This is a genomic window from Sphingobacterium cellulitidis, assembly GCF_043187465.1.
Classification (GTDB): Bacteria; Bacteroidota; Bacteroidia; order Sphingobacteriales; family Sphingobacteriaceae; genus Sphingobacterium; species Sphingobacterium cellulitidis.
Genome location: NZ_CP171136.1, coordinates 2,004,946 through 2,030,778, shown reverse-complemented (window position 1 = coordinate 2,030,778; position 25,833 = coordinate 2,004,946). Strand labels below are relative to the sequence as shown.

At 36.5% G+C, this 25,833-nt stretch carries 16 protein-coding genes; 7 read left to right on the top strand and 9 right to left on the bottom strand.

Annotated features, from left to right (window positions below; all coding sequences use genetic code 11):
* Positions 1-49 precede the first annotated feature (49 nt).
* On the bottom strand, positions 50-565 hold the full coding sequence (locus ACF3OC_RS08920; RefSeq protein ID WP_094282580.1) for a thioredoxin family protein: 516 nt from the start codon (positions 563-565) through the stop codon (positions 50-52).
* Positions 566-648: 83 nt separating this feature from the next.
* Between ACF3OC_RS08920 and ACF3OC_RS08915 the strand changes: the two genes are divergently transcribed.
* A complete protein-coding gene (locus ACF3OC_RS08915; protein WP_094282579.1) occupies positions 649-1,107 on the top strand; it encodes a hypothetical protein in 459 nt (152 codons plus the stop codon).
* Here the strand turns inward: ACF3OC_RS08915 and ACF3OC_RS08910 are convergent.
* From ACF3OC_RS08910 to ACF3OC_RS08890, 5 genes are all read right to left on the bottom strand, one after another.
* The gene (locus ACF3OC_RS08910; RefSeq protein WP_218824029.1) at positions 1,104-1,844 is read right to left on the bottom strand and encodes a sulfite exporter TauE/SafE family protein; all 741 of its coding nucleotides are present in this window, start codon (positions 1,842-1,844) and stop codon (positions 1,104-1,106) included. The two genes, ACF3OC_RS08915 and ACF3OC_RS08910, sit on opposite strands and share 4 nt — an antisense overlap.
* Before the next feature lie 258 nt (positions 1,845-2,102).
* Positions 2,103-3,569: an efflux transporter outer membrane subunit gene (locus tag ACF3OC_RS08905; RefSeq protein ID WP_094282589.1), complete on the bottom strand. Its 1,467-nt coding sequence runs from the start codon at positions 3,567-3,569 to the stop codon at positions 2,103-2,105.
* Positions 3,570-3,576: 7 nt separating this feature from the next.
* Positions 3,577-6,735 carry an efflux RND transporter permease subunit gene (locus tag ACF3OC_RS08900; protein WP_094282576.1) on the bottom strand — a complete coding sequence of 1,053 codons (3,159 nt, stop codon included), beginning with the start codon at positions 6,733-6,735 and terminating at the stop codon, positions 3,577-3,579.
* Between the two features lie 87 nt (positions 6,736-6,822).
* A complete protein-coding gene (locus ACF3OC_RS08895) occupies positions 6,823-7,989 on the bottom strand; it encodes an efflux RND transporter periplasmic adaptor subunit (RefSeq protein ID WP_392471471.1) in 1,167 nt (388 codons plus the stop codon).
* Between the two features lie 318 nt (positions 7,990-8,307).
* On the bottom strand, positions 8,308-10,050 hold the full coding sequence (locus ACF3OC_RS08890; RefSeq protein WP_229678331.1) for a chloride channel protein: 1,743 nt from the start codon (positions 10,048-10,050) through the stop codon (positions 8,308-8,310).
* Positions 10,051-10,327: 277 nt separating this feature from the next.
* Between ACF3OC_RS08890 and ACF3OC_RS08885 the strand changes: the two genes are divergently transcribed.
* A complete protein-coding gene (locus ACF3OC_RS08885; RefSeq protein ID WP_094282575.1) occupies positions 10,328-12,493 on the top strand; it encodes a S46 family peptidase in 2,166 nt (721 codons plus the stop codon).
* Positions 12,494-12,544: 51 nt separating this feature from the next.
* Here the strand turns inward: ACF3OC_RS08885 and ACF3OC_RS08880 are convergent, their stop codons facing one another.
* Genes ACF3OC_RS08880 through pckA form a run of 3 tightly spaced genes read right to left on the bottom strand, consistent with a single transcriptional unit; the run spans position 12,545 to position 16,056 of the window.
* Positions 12,545-13,393, bottom strand: a complete 849-nt coding sequence (locus ACF3OC_RS08880; protein WP_218824027.1) for a DUF6265 family protein — start codon at positions 13,391-13,393, stop codon at positions 12,545-12,547.
* 52 nt (positions 13,394-13,445) lie between these two features.
* Entirely contained in the window at positions 13,446-14,471 is a 1,026-nt protein-coding gene (gene fbp / locus ACF3OC_RS08875; protein WP_094282574.1) for a class 1 fructose-bisphosphatase, read from the bottom strand.
* Between the two features lie 10 nt (positions 14,472-14,481).
* Complete coding sequence (gene pckA / locus ACF3OC_RS08870; RefSeq protein ID WP_094282573.1) at positions 14,482-16,056, bottom strand: phosphoenolpyruvate carboxykinase (ATP); 1,575 nt, start codon at positions 16,054-16,056, stop codon at positions 14,482-14,484.
* 518 nt (positions 16,057-16,574) lie between these two features.
* On the opposite strand from pckA, the gene ACF3OC_RS08865 reads away from it, so the two are divergent.
* From ACF3OC_RS08865 to ACF3OC_RS08845, 5 genes are all read left to right on the top strand, one after another.
* Positions 16,575-17,582 carry an LLM class flavin-dependent oxidoreductase gene (locus tag ACF3OC_RS08865; protein WP_094282609.1) on the top strand — a complete coding sequence of 336 codons (1,008 nt, stop codon included), beginning with the start codon at positions 16,575-16,577 and terminating at the stop codon, positions 17,580-17,582.
* A gap of 481 nt (positions 17,583-18,063) precedes the next feature.
* Entirely contained in the window at positions 18,064-19,965 is a 1,902-nt protein-coding gene (locus ACF3OC_RS08860) for an FAD/NAD(P)-binding protein (protein ID WP_094282608.1), read from the top strand.
* A gap of 373 nt (positions 19,966-20,338) precedes the next feature.
* Positions 20,339-20,881 (top strand): sigma-70 family RNA polymerase sigma factor, encoded by a 543-nt coding sequence (locus ACF3OC_RS08855; protein WP_094282607.1) that lies wholly within the window; start codon positions 20,339-20,341, stop codon positions 20,879-20,881.
* A gap of 56 nt (positions 20,882-20,937) precedes the next feature.
* The gene (locus ACF3OC_RS08850) at positions 20,938-22,077 is read left to right on the top strand and encodes a FecR family protein (protein ID WP_392471467.1); all 1,140 of its coding nucleotides are present in this window, start codon (positions 20,938-20,940) and stop codon (positions 22,075-22,077) included.
* A 188-nt stretch (positions 22,078-22,265) separates the two neighbouring features.
* A complete protein-coding gene (locus ACF3OC_RS08845) occupies positions 22,266-25,832 on the top strand; it encodes a SusC/RagA family TonB-linked outer membrane protein (protein WP_392471465.1) in 3,567 nt (1,188 codons plus the stop codon).
* The last annotated feature ends 1 nt before the right edge of the window (position 25,833 follow it).

Sequence of the window (25,833 nt, the reverse complement as noted above, 5' to 3'; positions counted from 1 at the left end):
AATTAAGCAAAAAGTAAAGAGCTATAATTTTAAATTATAGCTCTTCTTATTATTTTTTAGGTAGCCATTCCTTAAAGAAGTCGAGTACCTTAGTTTCATCATAACCTTTTCCAGCTTCTAAGTTGCCGCTTTCTCTAGTTGTCAAGACTTTTTCATTACTATCCATGACAATGAAAAATGGATAACCATATTCATTTCCCTTGCCTGGTGCATATTTATTAAAAACTGCTTCATTCTTATTTTCTGGAGAAAAATTCAAATGATAGTAAACAAAATTTTGATTCAATAATTCATCAATTGTCTTGTTCTGATGAATAAAATTATTAAATCTTAAACACCAAATACACCAGTTTCCTCCCGCTTGAATAATGATATTTTTATTTTCTTTCTTTGCTAATACAACTAAACTGTCAATGTCTCTTTGGGCATCGGCTTCAGGATGATAAGGCTTAGCCAGGGAGTCTAATTCAGGATTCACTTTTTTTGTCTGGGCATAACTTTCAAATTGTAATCCGGATAAGAACACAGCAAGGCTGATTCCTAATATTAAAGTCAATTTCTTCATATAATAGATTTTTCTAAAGTAAAAACGATACGAATTTAATTATTCGTATGTAATTTTAGCATCATTTTATATATTCATTATCGGTGTACCATTATCTTTTAATCCTTCACTCCTATTTCCGTTGGCTTGTATTATTTGCACTAGTATTTCAAATAGTTTGGATATTTATCAATCACCGAAAGAATAAGGTTTTTAGCAGCAAGGATTATCAAATATTGATTGGATTGACCATTATCTATGATATTCAATTCTTTATAGGCTGGGTATTATATCTCAACAGTCCACTGGTCACAGCCTTTTGGAACGATATTTCAATTGGTATCAAAACCCGAGAGGTTCGTTTCTTTGGCTTGGAACATATGACCATGATGACTCTAGCAGTCATGATGATTAATATCGTGAGTCTGCTGGTAAAGAAGAAAGTAGGAAGTAATGGGTTCACCTATTTATGGAAGAGATATATTTGGATCAGTTTGATGATCCTAGCCTCCATTCCTTGGTCATTCTCACCTTTTACAAATAGACCTAATTTAAGATATTAAGCTCCTGTTGATTTCGTAAAGTAATTGATTAACTGAAAAATTGAAGTCAATATCACGACAGCCAATACGATGTATTTGAAAACTCTTTCTGAGGTATACTTGAGGATTACCTTACCAAGATAACTTCCTAAAATACTAACCAGAATCAAAAAAGGAATAAGTTTGATATATTCAGAAGGGAAATAACCTTGGGCAACATAGACCACCGCACGACTGAAGTCCACGCCCAAGTCAATCAATGCGGAGGTTGCGATAAATATATCCTTAGGCAAATTAAAAGCAGCTAGAGTAATTCCCCGAATGGCCCCACCCGTGCCCACGAGCCCTGCAAAAAAGCCTGAAATTACTCCACCTAAGTATAAGTTTTTATTGGATTGCTGTAGCGGTTTATCAAATCGGAACAATAAGAAAATAGCCAGGCAGGCAATTAGGATGTTCATGCCTAGTTCCATTTCCTTAACAGGAACAAATTTGGTCAACATGGCTCCAATGATGACAAATAGAACTGCAGGGATACCTAATTTCAGCGCGATATCTTTATTGATTCCTTTACGGAATAAGGTAATCTTCGAGATATTACTAAAGACATGAAACACCGCGGTAATTCCTAACACAGCTTTGAAGTCAAAAAATAAGGAAGCCGTCGGGACAAATAGAATAGAAGATCCAAAACCTGAAACCGTACCAATGATCTCCGTAATAAGCGCTAATACTAGGAAGTAGAAATACTTTTCCATCAGAAAAATACTTAGGTAAATTGTTAATAATGTTTTTCTAGCAATTGAATTGCCGTTTGGTTGGGCAAAGATAGGTTTTAGAACTGAATATTAGCCTTGAAAATCATTGAATTGGCGGATATGGATAACGAAAAAGCAAATGGGTTGGAATTTCCAGGAAACCCAACCCATTCTTTGTGTTCATCAGCTTATTATCAAAAGCTTAGAACGATGGAAATGTATCATAATGATACTGTGAAGCTTGTTATTGTGATTGAATTATCTCCATCCCCCTCCTAAGGAGCGGTATAAGTCAACATAAGATTCTAAATGTTCTTGACGAAGTTCAACCAATGCTAGATCCGAATCAAGGGCATTCCCCTGAGCGGTGATTACCTCTAGGTAAGTTGCATACCCACCTTTAAAAAGCAATCCAGCATTTTTAACGGCTTTTTCTGAATTCTCAACTCTTAATCGTGCGAATTCAAGCTGTTCTCTTAATTTTTCTACGGTCACTACGGCATCTGAAACTTCAGAAACCGCTTCCAAAACTGTTTTTTGAAAATCAATTTCGGCCTTATCTCTTTCTAATTTTGCCACTTCCCATTCGGTTTTCAACTTTCTATTTTTGAAAATCGGTGCAGTCAAGCTACCCCCAATTCCACCCAGTAAAGATCCAGGAATTGAAAACCAATTTTTAGGAAGACTGGAGTTCACGCCGAAGACGCCTTCCAATGATAAAGCTGGATATCTCATGGCTTGCTGAATATTTGCATTGGCATTTGCAGCAATCAATCCCAATTCAGCACCTCTGACATCAGGACGATTTCTAATAATATCTAATGGAGATCCCAAAGAGATATCTTTATTTTCAGCAAATAGGTGTTCAAAACTAGTTCCTCTGGAAACCGAATCCGGCATCTCTCCGGCTAATATGCGTAAGGCATTTTCTTGCAAGACAATTTCCTTTTCCAATTCAGGCACCAATGAAGCTGCGATCAGACGCTGGGACTCCGTTTGCTGTATCGCTAAGGCTGTAATGTCACCAGCTTCATATTGCAATTTGATCATCTGTAAGGTGCTGTCATTCAATTTTACATTTCGTTTCGCTACCTCGATCTTGGCATCCAACATCAACAGGTTGAAATATCCTTTGGCTACACTCGATATAAGATTAGTTTGAATGGCATTCTTCGCTTCCTGGGTATTTAAATACTCCGCAGTCAATTGATCTTTCGCATTGCTGATTTTACCCCAGATATCAATTTCCCAGCTAAAGCCTATTTCAGTGCCAAACTGTGAGGTATAGGTGTACATATTCTCCGGAGCTTTCTTTCCATTGAATTCGTACCATCGCGTTGATGGTCCAGAACCAAAGTTCTTAGAACGATATTGCTTATTCGCACTAGCAATGGTTGCATCTACCTCTGGTAAATAGTTGAATCTGTTTTGACGCATCCATTTATTGGCAATTTCTATGTTTTTCAATGCCGTTTGCATATCATAGTTATTGGACAATGCAGAATCAATCAAGTCTTTTAAGGTAGGGTCATGGAAAAATTCCTTCCATGAAATCTGACTGATACTGGAGGTATCTCCAAAATACGCCAAAGTATCCCCCCTGAATTTTTCAGGTAAGTTTAGTTCCGGTTGTTGGTACTTCTGCCCCACCTTACAGCCTTGCACCATAAACAACGCAGCACAAAGACAACCGATTAAAACTTTTAATATATTTTTATTCTTCATTGATCTTCTATTCTTCTTCTTCTGTTTTAATTTTATTGCGAACCTTTTCATCCAGAGATTTGAAAACAACAAATAGAACTGGAATAATGAAAATACCAAAGGTTACACCGAATAACATACCACCAGCAGCACTAAAACTGATTGAATGGTTACCAATTGCTGAAGGTCCTACGGTCCACATCAATGGGATCAAACCTGCCACAAAGGCCAAACTCGTCATCAAAATAGGTCTCAACCTCAGCCTTGCGCCATTGATTGCTGCATCCACGATACTCATTCCTTTGTCTCTTTCTTGAACCGCAAACTCTACGATTAGTATGGCATTCTTGGCGAGTAGACCAATCAACATGATCAATCCGACCTGGACATAAATGTTATTCTGTAGACCTGCTAATCCAATTGTTGCATATACTCCGATCAATCCAACCGGGATAGATAATAATACTGCCCATGGAAGAATATAACTTTCATATTGCGCTGCTAACAAGAAGTACACAAACAAAATACTAAGTGCAAAAATCAGAACGGTTTGTGAGCCCGATTGGCTTTCCTCCAAACTCATACCGGTCCATTCGTATCCAATATTTCCAGGAAGTTTTTCCTCCGAGAACTTTTCAATTGCTGCCATTGCATCCCCAGTACTGTAGCCTTTTGCAGGTTCAGCATTGACTACAATAGCATTATATAAATTGTATCTGGTAATAGTTTCCGGACCAACGATTTTCTTCAAGGTCACGATGGTATTGATAGGCACCATTTTTCCTTTATCATTACGAACGAAAATCGAGCTAAAGGATTCGGGGTCGGTACGGAAGTCAAAATCAGACTGTACATATACCCTATATTGTCTACCAAATCGGCTAAAATCGGAGGCTTGAACCCTTGCGAAGTAAAGCCTGATCGTAGACATCATGCTATTAATACTTACTCCTAAAGCTTTAGCCTTAACCACATCAATATTGACCTCATATTGAGGGAATGTAGATTTAAAACTGGTATAAGCATTACCAATTTCTGGCAGTTCATTAATTTGGTTGATGAAAGTATCCGCTAACACATTAAAGTCCCGAATATCACCACCCAACCTATCCTGAAGCACCAATTCTATCCCTGCAAAATCACCGAAACCTTGTACGGTTGGTCTAGGGAATACCGTAAATTTGGCTTCATGCAATTGAGAAAGGTCATTTCTCACGGTATCCATAAAGTCTTGGATATTCTTGATATCCTTACGGTCAGCGTGCGGTACCAGGGTGATATACCCCGCAGCAAAGGCAGGACTGGCACTAGCATCTAAGGCATTATAACCCGATACTGAGGTCATCCCTTCGATATCTTTATGTCTTCTTAAGATACTATCTGCTTTTTTCAAGACCTCGGTAGTACGAGATAATGAAGCACCTGGAGGCATTGCAATATTAAAGGTCACAAAACCATCATCCTCAGTTGGGATAAAAGATTTTGGAGACTTCATCATCAGGAATGCTCCAATCGCTGTAATAACAGCTAAGCCTGCCCAAGCGATTTTTTTGTTTTTGATCAACTGCCTTACGCCGATAATATATTTATCTGTAAACCTGTCAAATGAGGTGTTAAAGGCGGTAAAGAACTTGTCCTTATAGGTGTTGAATTTATTTTTCTTTTTACCAATTTCCTTCTCATCTTGTGGCGCTTTGAGTAACAATGCACATAATGCAGGACTCAGTGTCAAGGCGTTCAATGCAGAAATTAGAATGGCGGTTGCCAAGGTATAAGCAAACTGTCGATAGAATATACCGGCGGGACCTTCCATAAACCCAACTGGCAAGAATACGGCAGCCATCACCATTGTAATTGAAAGGATTGCTCCTGTAATCTCAGACATGGTAGATAGAGTTGCTTGCTTAGGTTTTTGTCCTGTAGCATGCATTTTATGGTGAATGGCCTCGACGACGACAATGGCATCATCGACCACAATACCAATAGCCAGTACGAGGGCAAACATGGTCAGTACATTCAGCGAGAAGCCGAAGAGCTGCAAGAAAAAGAAAGTACCAATTAGGGAGACCGGAATGGCAATGGCAGGAATCAAAGTTGATCTAAAATCTTGCAAGAAGATAAAAACAATGATAAATACCAAAATAAATGCCTCAAACAAGGTATGCTTTACCTGATCAATAGACTGATCAATTTGATCCCGAACGGAATAAGTGATATCATAATCAATTCCCTTTGGGAAATATTTCTTTTGTTCTTCGAGAACTTTTCGAACATCTACATCAATATCATGGGCATTGGACCCACTGGTTTGCGTTAAGTTCAGGGTTAGTCCAGGCTTACCATCTACTTTATTATCCGAGTTTAAGTTGGTCGCGCCAAACTCAACCCTTGCGACATCCTTTAGATATAAGACAGACCCATCGTTATTGGTTTTAATAACAATATTTTGAAATTCTTCAGGTTGACTAAATCGACCTTTATGTTTAATTACGGTTTCAAAGGCTTCATCAGAAGTTTCTCCAAATTTACCGGGAGCAATTTCAAAGTTTTGATCCTTGATGGCATCGGAGATATCCTTTGGCACCAAATTATAGAGGGCGAGTTTTTCTGGATTTAACCATACCCGCATAGCATAATCCCTTGCCCCCAATCTAGAAACCTGGGCTACCCCATCCACACGAAGCAATGGTCGCATCAAGTTAATTTGGGCAAATGCCTGTAGGAATGTTTCATCATAGACCGAATCCTTCTGATTAGAGAAGATATTGATGGTCATGATTACCCCACTCTGCCGCGGCATTGTGGTAATACCAGCTTCATTTACTTCCGCTGGGATAGAAGATATTGCTTTGGAAATCCTGGTCTGAACGTTTACAGAAGCCACATCGGGATTTGTTCCAGTTTTAAAAAATACGGTTACAGAACCTGACCCAGAGTTAGAAGCTGTTGATCGGATATAAGTCATATTCTCCACTCCATTGATTGCCTCTTCGATAGGCAATAATACGGAGCTTGCGACAGTTTCTGCGGTAGCACCTGGATAACTTAAGGATACAACTACACTAGGTGGCGCAATTTCAGGGAAACGGGATACAGGGAGTAATTTCAGCCCTACTAAACCCAGAATCACCAATATAATCGATACAACGGTAGCTAAAACGGGACGCGTTACGAATGTTTTAAGCATATAGAAATGTTAGGATTGAGCTATTCTAATCATTTCCTTAATTACTCAAGGAAATGTTAGAATCAGCTTAAAAATTTAAATAGTCTATTATTTTTTTTGAGGTATAGGCATGATTGCAGAACCGTCAGTCAGTTCTTCAAATCCACTTGTAATTACACGGTCACCTTCTTGTAATCCTTCGGACACGATGTAATTATCTTTAGTTTTTCCGTTCAACTTAATATTTCGACGTTGCGCCTGGTTGTTTTTATCAACCACGAATACGAATGTTTTATCTTGCAGTTCGTTTGTTGCCACTTGCGGAATCTGAAGGGCATCTTTTTTAACCTCTGCAATTTTCAAGGTACCGGTACTACCAGAACGTAGAATATTATTTGGATTCGGGAATGTTGCTCTCAAGGATATCGAACCTGTTGTTCTATCCACCTGACCATTTACCGCATCGACCACCCCTTTGGAAGAGTACTCTTCACCATCGGCCATCATCAGCGTAACTTCAGGAAAGGTCAATCGCTTTAATTTATCATATTTGCGACCTTCAACACTATCTGCTTTAGCTTGCGCTTTTGAGAAGTACAAGAAATCAGATTCGTTCATGGCGAAGTAAATATAAACCTCTTGAATATCTGAAAGATTCGTCAATGGTTCTTTATCGCCCTTAGTAATCAAGTTACCGATACGTTTAGGGATTCTACCTATATAACCATTTACTGGAGCAGTAATGGTTGTAAAATTTCTGCTTAATTGTGCCGAGCGAACTTCCGCTGCTGCTTGATCCAATCCGGCTTTAGCTACTTGATAATCCGATTCGGCAGAAGCTAACCTTACATCAGAAATTACATCATTTTCAACCAAAGGCTTCAAACGATCAACTTCTAATTTTGCATTTTTTAATTTTGCTTGTGCTACTTTCTCCGCAGCATACATATTATTTAAATCTTCTTGGTAGAAAGAAGGATCTATTTTAAAGAGTTTCTGTCCTTTACGAACATAAGCCCCCTCATCCACATAAATCTCCTGTAGCAATCCCTCAACCTGAGGACGTACTTCCACATTCACCTTCCCTTCAATGGTACCAAGGTAATCTTTAACCGTAACAGCATCAGATCTTTCAACTGTATACACTGGCAATGCCATGGGTTTAACGATATTTTCTTTCTCTTTTGATTTACTCTCAGAACAGCTAGTCATTATACTGACTGATCCGATTAATAATAATGTTGCTTTTAAAATTGATAATTTTGTTTTCTTCACAGTATTTTTCCGATTTTAATCTTTTGTCTTCGTAATATTTTTATTACACTTCCATCTTATTAACGTATCATTTAACAATTATTGTACCGTTTAACATTTGTTAACATATTATACTTTAGTTAACAAATTGTTAATTTAAGGACATTTAAGTGTTAAAACACTGGTTTACAAAGATTCATAAGTCAGAAAAGAAATGAAAAAAACACTGAAATTTTAAAAAATTAAAATTAAACCAATTGCATAAAACGAAGTCAAACAGCGTTTTTATGTCTGGTTTTAAGGGGATTTACGAGGAAATTAAGGGATTTTGAGGAATAATTACTCCAAGTATTGTCCCTGTCGAATCAATAGACTACGATACTTATTGAATACTGAAGATTTGGAAATAAAGCCTAGATATTGGTCATCTTTATTGACCACCGGAAGAATCCATACATCCTCCTTATTCATTTTAGTCATGACCAATTCCATTTTCTCCGTTTCAATGATAATATCATTAGGTTTTTGAGCCAATACGGCAAAGGTCTTTTCCCTACCCTCTTCCTCACCAAGCAAAATTGAGAATAGGCGTTCACTGTAAATGATACCAATTAACTTACCTTTATCATCAACAATGGGGAAAATATTTCTTTTGGAATGGACAATATCAGTCTGACGGTCTAGTGGAGTTTCATTAGGTCGAAGTACGACAAAATTGGTTTCAAGGACATATCTCAATTTCATCATACTCAATACCGTTCGATCTTTATCTTCATAGGAGAGCAAGTCCCCAGATTCTGCCAATACTTTGGTATAGACTGAATACTTCATTACACCTCTATTAATTAGGTAAGAGATTGAAGCTACCAGCATTAAAGGCACCATTAAGGTATAGCCACCTGTTATTTCGGCAATCAGAAATATTCCTGTTAATGGAGCATGCATAATGCCTGCAAGAGCTGCAGCCATTCCGGCCATCACAAAGTTAGGAACATTGAGTTGAACAAAGCCGGTTTGATTCATTCCATAAGCAAATGCAAAACCTATTAATCCCCCCATGACCAAACTAGGTCCAAAAATCCCCCCATTACCCCCGCCGTTAATAGTGAAAAGAGAAGCGAATGATTTTCCGAATAAGGTTAATATGGTATAACATACCACGACCCAAGCCATATCCCTATAGTCAGAAAAAAGGGAATTCTTGACGATGGAATTAAAATGTCCATCCAGGATTTGTTGAATGGTCAGATAACCTTCACCATATAAAGCCGGAAAGATAAAGATCATCACTCCCAAGGAGATCCCAGACACCCATACTTTATTATAAGGGTTTTTGATTTTTGAGAACCAATTCTTAACGACCTGACTAAATTTTGAAAAGTATATCGTGTAGAGACCAACCAGAACTGCCAGGAGAATATAGAAGAAAATGGAGCTGACCTCCCAATCTGTTGCGGCGGTATGGAACAGAGGTTCACTATATAAGATCCTAGAAATGACAGCTGCCAAGGCAGAAGAGATCAACAAAGGAATAAATACAGGGATTGAGAATTCGGGAAGCAGTATTTCAATGGCAAAAACCATCCCTGCAACGGGACTATTAAAGGCACCAGAAATACCTGCTGCAGCCCCACATGCCAATAGCATGGTAACTTCCTTATAGCTTAATCCGAAAAAGCGACCAATATTAGACCCTATTGCAGATCCTGAATAGGCAATTGGAGCTTCCAATCCTGATGAACCACCAAATCCGACGGTAATCGCACTGGTTACAATTTGCGTATAAATATTGTGGAGGTCAATTCGGGAGGAGCGTCGGGAAATAGCGTAAATAATAGGTGTAATTCCATGTTCTAATTTTTTGCCTTTGATAAATTTTCGAACATATAGTACACTTAAGAATATACCAATAAGTGGAAATATCAGGTATAAGGAATACTTAAAGTGCCATTCCAGGTCATCCTGCAATTTAGCAGCAATAAAATGAGTCAATCCTTTCAATAATGCGGCAGCTAATCCACCCACAATCCCTACCACAAACGCTAGAACAATAAGAAAATTTCGATTAGAAATTTTCTGCATTCTCCATCTGTTTAAAGCTTCAAGTTTTTTAAGGAATTTTTGTCTCATTCTTTTGGTTTTCACTTTTAGTATTAAAAGATTATACCTGTAATATTTATTATAGTATGGTGTTGATTATGCGTAATCCATCCTTGGAAACTGCAAGAATCGATGATTATAATTTTGCAAATATAGGAACGATTTATCGAATAGTTAAATAATGTCGGCAGGATATGTATTAATAAATTTCATTTGGCATAACATTTAGTATTTTTGGGATGAAACAAAATCTATAGTTATGTTAAACTTTATCAAAGCAGGACTTATTGCTGCTTTTCTAACGACTGGGACAATCCTTATTCCCAATGCGATACCGGATGAAGGGATGTTCCCTTTGAGTGAGCTCAGTAAAGCAGGCTTAAAAAAAGCAGGTTTAAAAATTAGTGAGAAAGAAATCTATAATCCAGGTCAGATTGGACTAGTGGATGCCTTGGTACAAGTCAGTGGCTGTTCAGGGTCATTCGTTTCTCCCAACGGATTGATAATTACAAACCATCACTGTGCATTTAGTGCGGTACAATTGGCTTCCACTCCGGAGCACAATTATTTGGAAAATGGTTTCGTTGCGAATTCACATGAGCAGGAAATCGAAGCTAAAGGCTTAAATATCCGCATTACAGATTCTTACCAGGATGTATCACAAAGGATATTAGAAGCAGTTGCAAATGTATCTGACCCAAGCCAAAGAATTGATATCATTAATAACAAACGTCAGGAAATTGCCAAAGAGGCCGAAGCACAGGACCCAACCATAAAAGCAGAAGTTTCTGAAATGTTTATTGGTAAGAGTTATGTGTTATTTAGATACAAGACCATCGAGGATGTTCGATTGGTTTATGTCCCTAGACAGAATATTGGTGAATTTGGTGGGGAGACGGATAACTGGGTTTGGCCAAGACATACCGGGGATTTCTCATTCTTAAGAGCCTATGTTGCGAAAGACGGATCATCCGCGAAATATTCGAAAGATAATGTTCCTTATAAACCAAAGAAACATCTAAAAGTAAATCCAAATGGCGTAAAGGAAAATGATTTCGTCTTTATTTTAGGCTATCCAGGAAGAACATTCCGTCATAGACCTGCACAATATATTGAGTATCAGCAACAATATTTATTACCTTATACTTCAGAACTTTATGATTTCCAAAATCAACAAATGCTTTTAGCAGGTAAAGATGATAAGGCGACAGAATTGGCTCTAGCAACTCGAATTAAGAGAAATGCCAATGTCATGAAAAATTACAGAGGAAAATTAAAAGGCCTTCGTAATATTGATTTGATAAACAGCAAGATCAAAGAAGATGAAGAATTGGCCAAGTTTATTCAAAATGATGCTGAATTAAAATCGAAGTATGGAAGTTTGATGGAAGATATTGATCAACACTACAAACAGGTATTTAATAATGCAGAAAAGGAACTTTGGTATAATAATATTTATTCTGGTATCCGCTCATTACAATTTGCTTCATTAACAAATAGTTTCCAGGAGGCATTAAACAAAGAGCTTTCAAGTAGTCGTAAAGCCGAGTTGTTCAATGCTAACATTGCCAACTTTAAGAAGCAGTTAGCAGGTCTTTATGAAAGTTTCAATATCAATGTAGACAAAAGTATTGCCAGCAATATGTTTGCTCAAGCTTACCAATTGAAAGATGGAAACAGTTTACCATTTGTAGCTGCACATAAATTCAATAATGAACAAGCTGCTTCAGATTTTATAAGTCGGATTATTGAGGATTCTAAACTTTCCAACCAAGAATATTTCGAAAACACAGTATTAAAGGATGCAAACAGTTTCTTAAAATATTCCGATGAACTAATGAAGTTTCAAAAGGAATTAGATTCTGAAATGCAACCCTTTTATGCGGAGCAAAAGAGAAGAGAAGGAAACCTGAACAAGTTAATGGCAGATTACATGGCAGTAAAGGAGAAGTTTCAATCGAAAAGCTTTATTCCGGATGCGAACTCAACATTGCGATTGACTTTTGGAAATATTAAAGGATATAGCCCTGCAGATGCAAACTATATGGCTCCCTTTACAACTGTAAAAGGGATAATTGAAAAAGGTAACTCAGGTTTACCAGAATTTGAATATCCTGAAGCTATTAAGACAAATTGGTTGGATAAAAACTTCGGCAATTACTTTAATAAGGATTTGAATGATGTTCCTGTTAACATATTGTACAATATGGATACCACTGGAGGTAACTCTGGATCACCAATCATGAATGCTTATGGAGAGTTAATCGGAGTAAACTTTGACCGTGCTTATGATGCAACCATCAATGATTTTGCATGGAATGAGAGCTACAGCCGTTCCATTGGGGTGGACATCAGATATGTCCTATGGATTGCTGATAAAATTGATAATGCTCAATTTATCATTCAGGAAATGGGAGTAAAATAAAAAAACAAGGCTCGAAAGTAAATACTTTCGAGCCTTTCTACTACTAATATATTAAAGTTTGGATTTGGTGACTTGATCCACAAAAGGTAAGTAAAGCGGCAAAGCTGCTGAACCATACCATTTATAAATTGAATAAGATAAATAAGCACTTTTTATTGCGGGGTCAGTTTCTAGAATTGTTTTTACATCAGCCTCATTATCGATATTATTAAGAATAAAGAGGCCTCTATAATTATCAGCATTCTTGCCAAACGGACCAGCAACGATTAACTTTTCTTCTTTGACTAATCTGTTGATGTTTTCCATATGCCCTTTAAAGGCTTCATTCATCAATTCTTTATTATCATCTTTATTCGTCCCCGTTTTTAGGACAACAAAATAAAATGACTTCATACCATAATCATCAGCTCCTAGTTCTTTAGCCAGGTTGGCATCAAATGATTTAATAGTCTCAGCAGATTGACGGTTCATTTTCAGGTATTGTTCTTTTCCTTGTCCAGCTATCCTCACATTGATTTGATCCGGATTATCCGTTGAAAGGCTATAAGAGATTTCCTGCGGGAAATCATGGTCATAATTAACGAATTTCACCTGTTGGCTACCATCCTGTTTAACCGACTTGAATGAAATTGGCTTTCCAGCATTTTGTCCTAAGACCGTTGCAGTAAGAACAAGTTCATTATTCTTCACCTGAATATCCAGATATTCAGAAACCAATGGCAAATTGTCGACAATTTTATAACCAAATCCCTTCATATTATTCTCAGATAAAACATCCCACTGTTCCTGATTATTAGATCCATCTACCTTCCAATGTCCCTTAAGGAATTGGGGTAATTTATTTTGACCCAAGCTAATTTGAAAAAAGAACAGGGTCAGGAAGCCAACTAATATTTTCATAAAGTATTTTTAATGCAAACATAGTTAAATTCCGAATCCACAGCTTTTTATTTTATGCAAAAGTTGGTTCGACACTCGAATATTCCAGAATAAATTGCTCTACCTTTTCCACCATATTTTTACTTCCTATAATTAAAGGCGTTCTTTGATGTAATTCGGAAGGGCAAATATCAAGGATATCTTTTTCACCAGTTGTTGCTTTTCCACCTGCTTGTTCAGCAATAAAGGCCAAAGGATTACACTCATACATCAACCTTAACTTCCCATTAGGGTATTGATAGGTATCTGGATATAAGAATATTCCGCCTTGGATCATATTTCTATGGAAGTCAGCGACCAATGAACCTATATATCTTGAAGAATAAGGTCTATTGGTTTCCTTATCTATTTCCTTACAGAATTGAAGATAATGTTTGATTGCGGTTGAGAATTGGTTGTAATTACTTTCATTTACGGAGTACGTCTTTCCAATTTCAGGGATTTTCAATTTGGGGTGAGAGAGGCAAAACTCGCCAATAGAAGGGTCTAATGTAAACCCATTCACTCCTTTTCCGGTACTATAGACCAGCATTGTTGAAGAGCCGTAGATGATATAGCCAGCGGCCACTTGCATTCTACCTGTTTGTTCAAAATCCTGCATCTTCATCTCACCACCAGCACTTACTCTTTTATAGATTGAAAAGATAGTACCTACCGAAACATTGGCATCAATATTTGAGGAACCATCCAGTGGATCAAAATAGACCATGTATTTACCAACCGCATACTTATTACGCTTCGATAGATCGAGACCATCTTCATGTTCTTCAGAGGCGAGGTAGCAGCATTCTCCTACTCTTTCCAAGGCATCCATGAAATAATGGTCAGCGAAGACATCCAATTTTTGTTGTTCTTCACCTTGTGCGTTCATATTCCCTTGTTTACCAAGGATATCTGCCAGTCCAGCCTTATTAACTTCGCGGTGGACGATTTTTGCAGCTAATGAAATTCCCTGCAACAGTCTTGTCAATTCACCTTTTGCTTGGGGGAATTGCGTTTGTTGCTCAGAAATGAACTGTTCTAATGTTTGAATACTCATTTCGGTTTTATTAACTCAAGACCTTTTCAACTTCCTTAGGAATAAATTGCGCGTAATTCTCGTCAAACATTCCTTTTAATTTTTCAGCTAATTCTTGATAAGCTTCTTGATTATCCCAAACCCGTTTAGGGTTCAACAGATTAGTAGGAATCTCAGGGCATTCCCGAGGCATTTGAAGATTGAATATTGGGTGTTTTTCGTATCCTGCTTCACCAATATGACCATCCATTGCAGAACGAATCAATTGACGAGTATATTTCAGTTGAATTCTTCTTCCCACGCCATAAGGTCCTGCAACCCATCCGGTATTGACTAACCACACTTGGATATCAGGATTTTCTTCAAGTTTTTTACGAAGCATTTCTGCGTAATGCATTGGGTGAAGAGGCATAAATGCTGCACCAAAACAAGCTGAGAAGGTTGCTGTAGGAGTTTTTACACCCATTTCAGTACCTGCTACTTTTGCAGTATAGCCATTGATAAAATAGTACATGGCTTGTTCAGCAGTAAGTTTAGAAATTGGAGGCAATACACCAAAAGCATCAGCACTTAAAAAGAAGATATGTTTGGGGGAAGCACCGTAACCATAAGGATTAACATTCTCTAGGAATTCAATTGGATAAGATGCGCGCATATTTTCAGTAATGCTGCTATCCTCGTAATCTGCTTCGCGAGAACCAGGTTTGAAATTTACATTTTCCAGTAAAGCACCAAAACGGATGGCATTAAAGATTTGAGGTTCATGTTGCTGAGTTAATCCAATAGCTTTGGCATAGCAGCCGCCCTCAAAATTAAACACTTCATTTTGGGTCCATCCATGTTCATCATCACCTATTAATAGACGGCCATGATCGGCGGATAATGTAGTTTTTCCGGTTCCGGAAAGACCGAAGAACAGAGCAGTATCGTTTTTCTTGCCCACGTTTGCAGAACAATGCATGGTAAGCACGTTATGTTTTAAAGGCAAATAATAATTTAATGCGGAGAATATACCTTTTTTGATTTCGCCGGTATATGCGGTTCCAATAATGATGACCACATGTCTTGTTAGATCAAGCACCACACAATGTGAAGTAGGTAAGCCTAGTTCGGCATAATCATCAATTTTTAAATTAGAAGCTGCCAATACGGTCCAATCCACACTTTTTTGGGATTGCACATCTACATTAACGAACATGTTATTGACAAAAATATCCTGACAAGGGCTTTGGGTTACAGTTAGAACATTTTGGGCATAATCTTTATGATTACAAGCCTGTACGGAACGTACGTACATGATGTTTTTAGAAAGGTAGGAAGAAACCCTAGCAAGCAGGAGATCAAATAACTCTCCAGTCATTGGTTTATTTACCTTTCCCCAATTTACATGATCAGCAGTTTCAGAATCTTTAACGATAAATCTTGACTCTGGAGATCGCCCTGTAAATATTCCAGTTTTGAAACTTAATGCTCCCGTTTCTGTCAGTGAAGCTTCATTGTTTTTAATCGCTATTTCCACCAGTTCGGGGACTGGAAGTTGAAAATAAATTGGACCTTCTGGACGGATACCGAAGGACTCCAATTGATTACTGATTAAATTTGTCATATATAGGATTTATTTTGCGAACAAAGCTATATATATTTTTAGCAATAAAAAAAGCAAATTTAGCATATTGTAAATTTTACACAATTATAACTACCTTATTTTCAATTAAATAAAATGAAAATTTTGATTTAATTAATTTAGCAAAAAATCAAGGTAAAAATCGATGAATTTTATAATATGCATTTAAACGGTTTAAACGCATTTTTCGATGTTTTTGGGGAATTTTAAAGGATTTTAAGGTGTTTATTATTTTAATTGAAATGAAAATGTAGTCATTTTCCGACTCTGCTAAAATGAAAAGACAATATTCTTTAATAAATTGACAATATATGTTAAAATATATTCCAAAATTGATTATTAAATCAGCAAATAATTTGAATAAATCAATTGTTAGAGGACGTAAATTTATGTCCAAAAATATTGGAGTTTAGGAATTCTAAAAATGATGACATATAAAATATAAATCCATACAATTAGATTACCATAATTTTGAAGGTCAGGCTGTATATTTATGGGATATGAAAGACATTAAATATTCTTTATTAGAATTAGCGACACTACGTAAGAATGGGAATGCTTCTGAAGCCATTTCCCGAGCGACCAATGGTGCAAAATATATAGACAATTTAGGTTTTACTCGACTTTGGCTTGCTGAGCACCATAACATGGAATTCATAGCAAGTTCAGCCACCTCGGTTTTGATTGGTCATATTGCTTCGCAGACGAAGAACATCCGTGTAGGTTCCGGTGGTATTATGTTACCCAATCACTCCCCCTTGGTTATTGCCGAACAATTTGGGACCTTGGAAACGTTGTATCCAAATCGGATTGATTTAGGTCTGGGCCGTGCTCCAGGCACGGATCAGGTTACTGCAATGGCATTACGCCGCAATAATCTAAATACGGCTTTTTATTTCAAGGATGATGTGTTGGCATTACAACGCTATTTAAGTTCTGACAATGTCAGCGCAAAAGTTAGAGCTTTTCCTGCGGAGGGTTTAGAAATTCCCATTTGGATTTTAGGATCCAGTACGGATAGTGCCTTCCTTGCAGCAGAATTAGGATTACCTTATGCATTTGCGGCGCACTTTGCTCCTGCCATGTTAAAAGCAGCATCAGAAATCTACCGTTCGAATTTCAAGCCTTCGGCCCAATTACAAAGTCCATATTTTATGGTTTGCGTGAATATAATTGCAGCGGACAGTGATGAAGAAGCGGAGATTCTTTCAACGAGCTTACAGAATTTATTTGCCGGAATCATTACCAACCGAAGGATGCCTTTATCTCCACCTACGGAAAAGCCAATTTATCATGGTATTCCAGAGATTGAGCAAGCGGTATTATCAATGACTTCAAGCACTTATTTTGGGGCCCCAACTAAACTTGCTCAAGAATTAAATGAATTAATTGAAGATTTACAAATTCAAGAAATCATGAGCACCAATTACATCTATGATGATGAAAAAAGGATGAATTCTTTTGATCTGATTCGGCAAACATTTGAAATTATTAACCAAAAACAATAATAGTTAGTAGGTATCACGACAAAATTGGTAGGCATTTTTATAAAATGCCTTTTTTTATACCCTATTTATAGGGTAGAGTTTAAAAAAAATCAAAAAATTAAGCTAAAAAAACCACTTCATTAAAACGATTATGAATATTTACTGTTATATTTACTACATCACACATAACTAAATCTTTTAAGAAAAAAGATTTGCCAGACAAGTGATATCACAACATTTGGTTGGCTTAATAAGGTATACAAATAATAATTAATGTGATTTAGTAATTAACAATTTTGGAGATATCAGTTTGATATCCTGGGATAGTAATGGACTATCTGTCAGCGATAAAAATTATTGATTGAAGCAAAAAAAGTGAATTTCTAAATTAGTGAATCTAAACTTACATAGGCTACGAAAAATCATAGCCAGATTTGCTCATGCACTAAAAGCTTAAATCTATTTTTAAACTGAGCTCCAATGATTAATAAAGAATTAGATTATGATTTGGAATTCTGCATATCTAGACCCGTACCTCAGTAAGGTACCAAAGCACATTTACAATCAAGTTGTAAGTGAAGAAGATTTGACTTCTAATAAATCTGATGCAATTTATATTGCGATAGTTGGAGGTGGACCTAAGGGATTTTATGCATTGGATCGTTTTATATCCAAGGCAATAGGTCAAAATTTAAATAAGACAATCAAAATTCATTGGTTCAATCACAGTCGAGACTTTGCTGCAGGCCCCAATTTTCAGCCGCATTTACCTTCATATTTAATCATGAATGATTGTATTGCAGAGGTAAGTTGTTGGGATGATTTGGAAAAGCCACATTACATTCCGAACAGGTTAAAGCTTATAGATTGGATTAATCATAATAAATCTGCCGAAAATGGTCCAAATCCGTCGGATTTTTGTTCCAGAGAGTTGATGGGACTTTATTTGATGGATGCTTTACATAAGACCTTGGAAAATAAACCCCAAAGTATTGATGTCAGTTTGATCAATGGGAACATTTCAGATGTTGAACTATTACAGGATAAGATTAGGTTGACAAATTCTAAAAGGAAACTTCCATTTTTATATGAATCAGCGATTTTATGTACTGGACATAGTTTCTCCAATATGGAGCAGGAAGACTTATTGGCTTCGGAAAAGAATGGCAATATCATGTATCTTCCCCAGACCTACCCTGTTGAATTATTGGATGATATTCCAGCGCAGGTAGATGTTGCAATTAAAGGAATAGGATTAACTTTTATGGACGCTGTTTTACATTTAACAGAAGGTCGCGGAGGAATATTTTATAAACAGGACCATGAATATCGATATTTACCATCGGGTTACGAACCGATCATTTATCCATTTTCCAGAAGGAATTTACCAATGTTACCCCGAAATGCATTTTGGTCAGGCAATAAATATCAACTTAAATTGATGACCGATGAATGGGTAGAAATATTAAAGAAAAGAAACCAACCACTAAATTTTGAGCGAGATATTCTGCCGACCTATAATTTGGAAACTCAATTGGCATTTTACACCTATATCCATTCGACCAAGGAGTTGACGGATTCGGAGATTATTGATTTCATTGAGACCTTTAATTCCTCCAAACTTTTCTCCATCAATGCATTGATAGATCCTATGGCATATTCCAAGGTTCCGATTGAATCCAATTACCATGAGTTTATTGTGGACTTGGGGATATATAGCATGAAGCTTTCGGATGATGGAGAATTAAAGAGCCCAATGTCAGCAGCGATTGCAGCGTTGCGGGAGGGATTTTACCAAATTGCGGAGTTATTTGCCCATAATGGATTTGATGAAGAGTCACAAGAATCGTTTGAAAAGCATTGGTTGGGATTTATTAATCATACAGCATTTGGTCCACCAAGGGATAGCATTGATAAATTATTTTGTTTGGCTCGAGAGGGATATGTAAAATTCATATTTTGTGAGGAACCGAGAATTGAAATCAACAAAGACTCTTTGGTCATTAAAAATTCTTATACGGAGAAAGAATTCAATTACCTGATTGACGCAAGAATTCCTAAAGGAGATTTAAATCTAAAGAACAATAAGTTATTTGATCGGATGCGTAAGCGTGGATTATTGCAAGAAATTGTCAATGGAAATTATAGAAATGGAAAAATTGCGGTGGATAAGAATGGGAAATTAATAAGTAATAACCATGAAAGTTTGATTTATCTCTATGGGATTCCTACAGATGGATCCTATTTACAGAACGATAGCCTATCGAGGGAGTTTAATAATTTTGCAAATCCTTGGTGTGAGGCTACTTTTGACAGAATTAGAAGTCAGAATTCATTTGATCAAGGGATTTCCTACAATCTGAGCTTTTCCAATGTTAATTACATAAACTTAACACCAAATTAACACTCAGCATAAAGTCTTTTTCTACTTTTGAAATATAAAAATTATTCAAAATGATAAAAGACGAAGTATTAACACAAGAATCGAATTCTATACTGATAGAATTCCTGTATGATGGTGATGATTTTAACTCTGAGGAGGATTAAAATCCACCATCATATCTATCTCCCCTCCTAACTACCAAAATCCAAAAATTCTTGAAATTAAAAATTACAATAAAATTTATTCTCGAATAAATTTTCTTTGTTTTCTAGGTGACTAACCCATATTTACAAGTATTCTTAAATAATTTTTCAATAATAACAATATACATTAATTGAAAATTATTTATATTTATTTCTAATTAATCAAAAATAATTGTTTAACCACCTAAATAATGAATCCTACTGTAGTTATGTCGGATAAGAATTTGTATATCAGCTATTACAAGTATATCAAATTCTATGCATTTAAACTTACGGGCGATTACGCTCAAGCTGAGGATCTTACTCAAGATGCCTTCACTTCCTATTTAATGAATAAATCAAAAATTTCATCGGATCCGCGGGCGATCAAATCATTTCTCTTTACTGCAGTAAAAAATAAAATGCTCAATGAGCATAAAAGAGGTGAGATAAATCAGCGTTATTGGCGTTTAAGTGGATATAACGAACAGGATTCAGTAGATCTGGATCATCTATTGATCTATACCGAACTGATTGAAGAAATTGATAAATTGGTGAATACGCTTCCGAACATGTGTCAGAAAGTAATCAAACTTAGTTTCTTTGAAGGTCTATCCAATATGGAAATTAAGGATGAGCTTAACATCAGCATCAATACCGTAAAGACTCATAAGAAACGCGGTTTAATCTATTTACAGAAAAAATTAAACCCTGAACATTTCACCCTACTCCTCTATTTTTTAACCTCGAATTAAATTTATTTTATTTTTCATTCATCCTTTTGTGCGTTCAATTTTTCTAAGTATTAATTATGAACCCAAAAGAGAAGCACATCAGTTCACTTATTTTCAAACACTTACAAGGTATTTGTACAGTCCAAGAAAGCAGAAAACTGAAAAATTGGATTGAGGAGGATATTAATAACAAGAAGTTATTTAATAGATGCATCAACTATGAATACTTAAAGGAGGATTTGGTATTATTAAATTCCTTTGACGCGAAGAAATCATGGAAAAAAAGAAAAAAATCCAAAAAATTACTTTTCATAAAATGGTTTGTAGCAGCTTCCATTCTTTTAGGAACATTATTAATTATTCCTACTGATTTTGGGAATAAAGGAGTGATTGAAGTTTTATCAAAAAATAAAAGAAAACCTGAAAATAGTCAGATTCAAAACAACTCCGTTCAATTAATATTAGCTGATGGAAAAAAGATCAAATTAAACGATCCTCTAGAACTCAATACCGACACATTCATACTTTCTGGTAAAAACATCATTCCAGTTGTTTCCTCGATAAAATCAGCTGAAACAGAAAACATATTAGAGATTCAGGTTCCTAATACAAAAATCTATTCATTCACCTTGCCGGACAGTTCGCGAGTCTGGCTAAATTCTAATTCCAACATCCAATTCCCTTCCCATTTTAATCATGCTCAGCGAATAGTATCCATTCAAGGAGAGGCTTATTTTGAAGTTAAACCTAATAAGAAAAAACCCTTTATCGTAAAAACAAATCTTGGAGATATTCGCGTATTAGGAACCTCTTTTAATATCAAGAATTACAACAATGGATTTGAGGCCACATTAGTGGAGGGTAATATTGAGATTAAGACAGAAAAATACACAAAGCAAATCAAGCCTTTGGAAAAGGCAGTAATTGCACAAGGAGAAATAGGTTTATATACTGCTGATTTAGAAAAAGACCTTGCCTGGAAGCAAAACTTATTCCTATTCAGAAATGATAAGCTTTCGGAGATCATCCCCCAAATTGAAAACTGGTATGGGATTCAATCACAATATAAAACCAATAAAACTCCTGATGAAACCTTTTCAGGTACTATAAATCGAGATGTAAGTTTGAAGCAAATTATTAAAATCCTTAATCAATCTTCAGCACATCAATTTCATATACAGAATAACCAATTAATAATTTCCGAAACCAAACTTTAATATTATGATGACATAAGCAATTCAATTTATTCGCTGCTTTAGCAGCTACCATACTATCCAATTTTAAACAAAAATTAAACTTAAAAATGCATCACTTTTTAGAAGACAAAAAACTAGAAAGGAAGAGGTCTATTGGCTTTTCTTTTCTACCAAAGATGGCAAAAATTGCTTTTTTATTTTCTATGTATATGCTAAGTAGCATCATTACAGAAGCAAGGGAGCAATTAATCTCGTTAAAATTTCATCGTGCTAAATTAAACACGGTTTTATACGCCATTACTAATCAAACCCAATATCAATTTTTCTATAATGACCGTGTCAGTAAAGAAATTGGCCTAATATCGGTTGATGTTGAGAAAAAACCTTTAGAACAGGTTTTGGAAATCATCCTACCCATGGATAGGCTAAATTATCACATTGAGGACAAACAAATAACCATCAGTTTCAGAACAAAGAGTTCAAAATCCGGAGCTATTGTTCAGCAAGAAAAAGTTCAAGGAACTATCAAGGATTCAGAGGGAAAGCCCTTACAAGCGGCATCTGTTTCAATCAAGGGCGGCAAGGAAAGCAGTTCAAGTGATGAGAATGGAAATTTTGAAATCGCTGCAAAATCTAATGATATATTAATAATAAGTTTTTTAGGCTATAAACGGCAAGAGCTAGCTATTGCTGGTCGCAAGAACATCCAGGTAAGAATGGTCCGTGACCAGCAAACATTGGAGGCAGTAGACGTTGTTGCCACTGGATATCAGACCATTGATCGTCGTAAATTCACAGGAGCTGCTACTAAGCTTAAGGCGGAGGATGCGCAACGATTAGGGGTTCCAGATGTTTCAAGGATGTTGGAAGGCCAGGTTTCGGGAGTTAGTGTGCAAAATGTTTCAGGAACCTTTGGTGCAGCTCCAAAAATCAGGGTACGCGGAGCGACTTCGATTACTGGAGATAATAAACCATTATGGGTAATCGATGGGATTATTTTAGAGGATGTAGTCAATATCTCTAACGACCAATTATCTACAGGTGATGCCAATACCCTTTTGGGATCTTCTGTCGCTGGTATAAACCCAGATGATATCGAAAGCTTTGAAATCCTTAAAGATGCTGCAGCGACTTCTCTTTATGGGGCACGAGCGATGAATGGGGTGATTATTATTTCGACCAAAAAAGGTAGATCAGGAACTCAGGAAGTTTCCTATTTGGGGAATTTCACAACTTATCTCCGACCCTCATATTCACAATTTGACATAGTAAATTCCTACGATCAAATGTCAATATATTCAGAAATCGCCAGAAAAGGTGCTATTGATTATGCACTAATTCGAAACAATATGAATTCAGGAATATTTGGAAACTTATCAAGGGGCCTATCCACATGGAGAGAAGATGGAACACCCCTTATTGAAAACACTCCTGAAGGTCGAGAAGCATACCTGAAAAGATACATCTACCAAAACACCGATTGGTTCAAAACACTTTTTAACAATTCATTACAACAGGAACACTCTGTAAGTTTCACGAATGGTAATGATAAGGTCCAAACTTATTATTCAACTTCATTTTTACAGGATAATGGTTGGGCAAAAGCAAATGGTGTTAGAAGATATACTGCAAACATTCGAGGAAATTACAATATCAACGAAAAGTTATCGATTGGATTGTTGACCACAGGTTCTATCCGTGATCAAAAAGCACCTGGTACCTTAGGGCAAGATAGCAACCCAGTCACCGGGGTGGTGTCAAGAAATTTCGATATCAACCCTTTCTCTTATGCCTTGAATACTTCGAGAGTCGTTGCACCATTTGATGAGAATGGGAATAGAGAAAATGTAACTATGAATTATGCTCCTTTCAATATATTAAATGAATTGGACAGGAATTTTATGGAATTAAAAATGATCGACCTAAAGGTTCAAGGGGAATTAAACTATAAACTTCCTAAAAACATTAAATACCACTTCATTGGTGCCTATCGATATGCAAGTACTGGAAATGAGCATAAAATAAATGAAACCTCAAATTTATCAAATGCTTACCGGGCCGGAACTATATATGGTGTGGACGGAATTGAAAACAGCATCATTGCAAATCAAAACAGGTTCCTATATCGAGATCCTGCAAATCCTGATGCTAGGCCCATGTCTGTTTTGCCTTATGGTGGGATTTATATAACCAATGAAAACATTCTAAAGAGCTTTTATTTACGGAATAGTTTCAATTGGAGCTTAACATCCCAAAAACACTATTTTACTGCATTTGCTACGCAAGAGATAAGATTCTTGGACAGAATGACGAAAGATATGACAGGCTATGGATACCAGTTTGATAAAGGTGGTGTTCCATTTATTGACCCAAATATTATCAAGATGACTGTCGAAGGAAATTTACCTTATTATAAAATGCAAGTCTTTTCTGACCGCTTTGTTGCATTTGCCGCCAATGGAACATACTCATTCGACAGTCGTTATCAATTCACCGGTACAGCTCGATATGATGGTTCTAACCAATTAGGTCGAAGCCGAGTTGCAAGGTGGCTTCCTACCTGGAACCTTTCAGGATCTTGGAACATAGACCAGGAAAACTTCTTCAAAAACCAGACTTTCTTTAACACTTTGACCTTGAGAGGAACTTATGGATTGACCGCCAGCATGGGTCCAGCCACCAATGCGAGTTTGGTGTTGCGCTCCGGATCTGTCAATCGACCTTTCATTCATGAACAAGAACCTGTAATCAACATTGATTTCCTTGAAAACCAAGACTTGACTTGGGAAAAGCAATATGAAACCAATATTGGGCTTGATGCAACTTTCGCCAACAGAAGGTATCAGATCGTCTTGGATTTATATAAAAGGGATGCATTTGATCTAATTGGCCCTATGCGGATATCAGGGATAGGTGGTGAAGCCATAAAATTTGCCAATTATGCCGATATGAAATCCCAAGGGATAGAATTATTGTTCAAGGCAACTGTATTTAACAGAAAGAATTGGGGCTGGAAAACCCAATTGACGAATGCTTTTTATAAGAATGAAATAACCTCGATAAGAAACGAACCCAATATCTGGAACTTGGTCAATTCTGTTGGAGCAGCAAAAGAAGGTTATCCTCATCGAGGTCTATTTTCTATTAACTTTGAAAAATTGAATGAGTTCAATGGTACCCCAATATTTGTCAATGAAAACAATGAAATCTCTAACAATGTTTTCCTACAAAGTATACAGACCAATTATTTAAAATATGAAGGGCCAGTAGATCCAACTTTCAATGGTGGTTTTTATAACAATTTCAACTATAAAAACCTTAATCTCTCTTTCCTAGTTACTTATAGCGCAGGAAACAAGGTCAGATTAAATCCTATCTATAAAAACCAATACTCCGAATTGGATGCGATGTCCTATGATTTCTTGGATAGATTTCTTGCACCTTACGAAAACCTATCCCCTTCTATTGCGACTTCAAGGACCTCTTCCAGATTACCTGGAGACCAAGTCTATAACGCGTACAATTATTCGGATCAAAGGGTGGCAGATGGTGGTTTCATCCGGATGAAACAAGTAACCTTAGGGTATCAATTTCCAAAAAAATTCTTTGGGAAATCAATTTTCAACAACCTCTCTTTAAATCTGGTTGCTAACAATCTGTTCTTGATTTACTCAGATCCAAAATTGAATGGTCAAGACCCTGAGTTCTATGGATCCGGAGGGGTGGCATTGCCAATTCCTCGTCAATTTACACTTTCCATTAAAGCAGGATTATAAA

Bases quoted from the DNA above. Each gene is read 5' to 3' on its own strand.
- pckA (WP_094282573.1), bottom strand. From the start codon at position 16,056: ATGACAAATTTAATCAGTAATCAATTGGAGTCCTTCGGTATCCGTCCA.
- ACF3OC_RS08845 (WP_392471465.1), top strand. From the start codon at position 22,266: ATGCTAAGTAGCATCATTACAGAAGCAAGGGAGCAATTAATCTCGTTA.
- ACF3OC_RS08890 (WP_229678331.1), bottom strand. From the start codon at position 10,050: ATGCAGAAAATTTCTAATCGAAATTTTCTTATTGTTCTAGCGTTTGTG.
- ACF3OC_RS08850 (WP_392471467.1), top strand. From the start codon at position 20,938: ATGAACCCAAAAGAGAAGCACATCAGTTCACTTATTTTCAAACACTTA.
- ACF3OC_RS08865 (WP_094282609.1), top strand. From the start codon at position 16,575: ATGAAAGACATTAAATATTCTTTATTAGAATTAGCGACACTACGTAAG.
- ACF3OC_RS08860 (WP_094282608.1), top strand. From the start codon at position 18,064: ATGATTTGGAATTCTGCATATCTAGACCCGTACCTCAGTAAGGTACCA.
- ACF3OC_RS08900 (WP_094282576.1), bottom strand. From the start codon at position 6,735: ATGCTTAAAACATTCGTAACGCGTCCCGTTTTAGCTACCGTTGTATCG.
- ACF3OC_RS08880 (WP_218824027.1), bottom strand. From the start codon at position 13,393: ATGAAAATATTAGTTGGCTTCCTGACCCTGTTCTTTTTTCAAATTAGC.
- ACF3OC_RS08920 (WP_094282580.1), bottom strand. From the start codon at position 565: ATGAAGAAATTGACTTTAATATTAGGAATCAGCCTTGCTGTGTTCTTA.
- ACF3OC_RS08885 (WP_094282575.1), top strand. From the start codon at position 10,328: ATGTTAAACTTTATCAAAGCAGGACTTATTGCTGCTTTTCTAACGACT.
- ACF3OC_RS08855 (WP_094282607.1), top strand. From the start codon at position 20,339: ATGAATCCTACTGTAGTTATGTCGGATAAGAATTTGTATATCAGCTAT.
- ACF3OC_RS08905 (WP_094282589.1), bottom strand. From the start codon at position 3,569: ATGAAGAATAAAAATATATTAAAAGTTTTAATCGGTTGTCTTTGTGCT.
- ACF3OC_RS08910 (WP_218824029.1), bottom strand. From the start codon at position 1,844: ATGGAAAAGTATTTCTACTTCCTAGTATTAGCGCTTATTACGGAGATC.
- fbp (WP_094282574.1), bottom strand. From the start codon at position 14,471: ATGAGTATTCAAACATTAGAACAGTTCATTTCTGAGCAACAAACGCAA.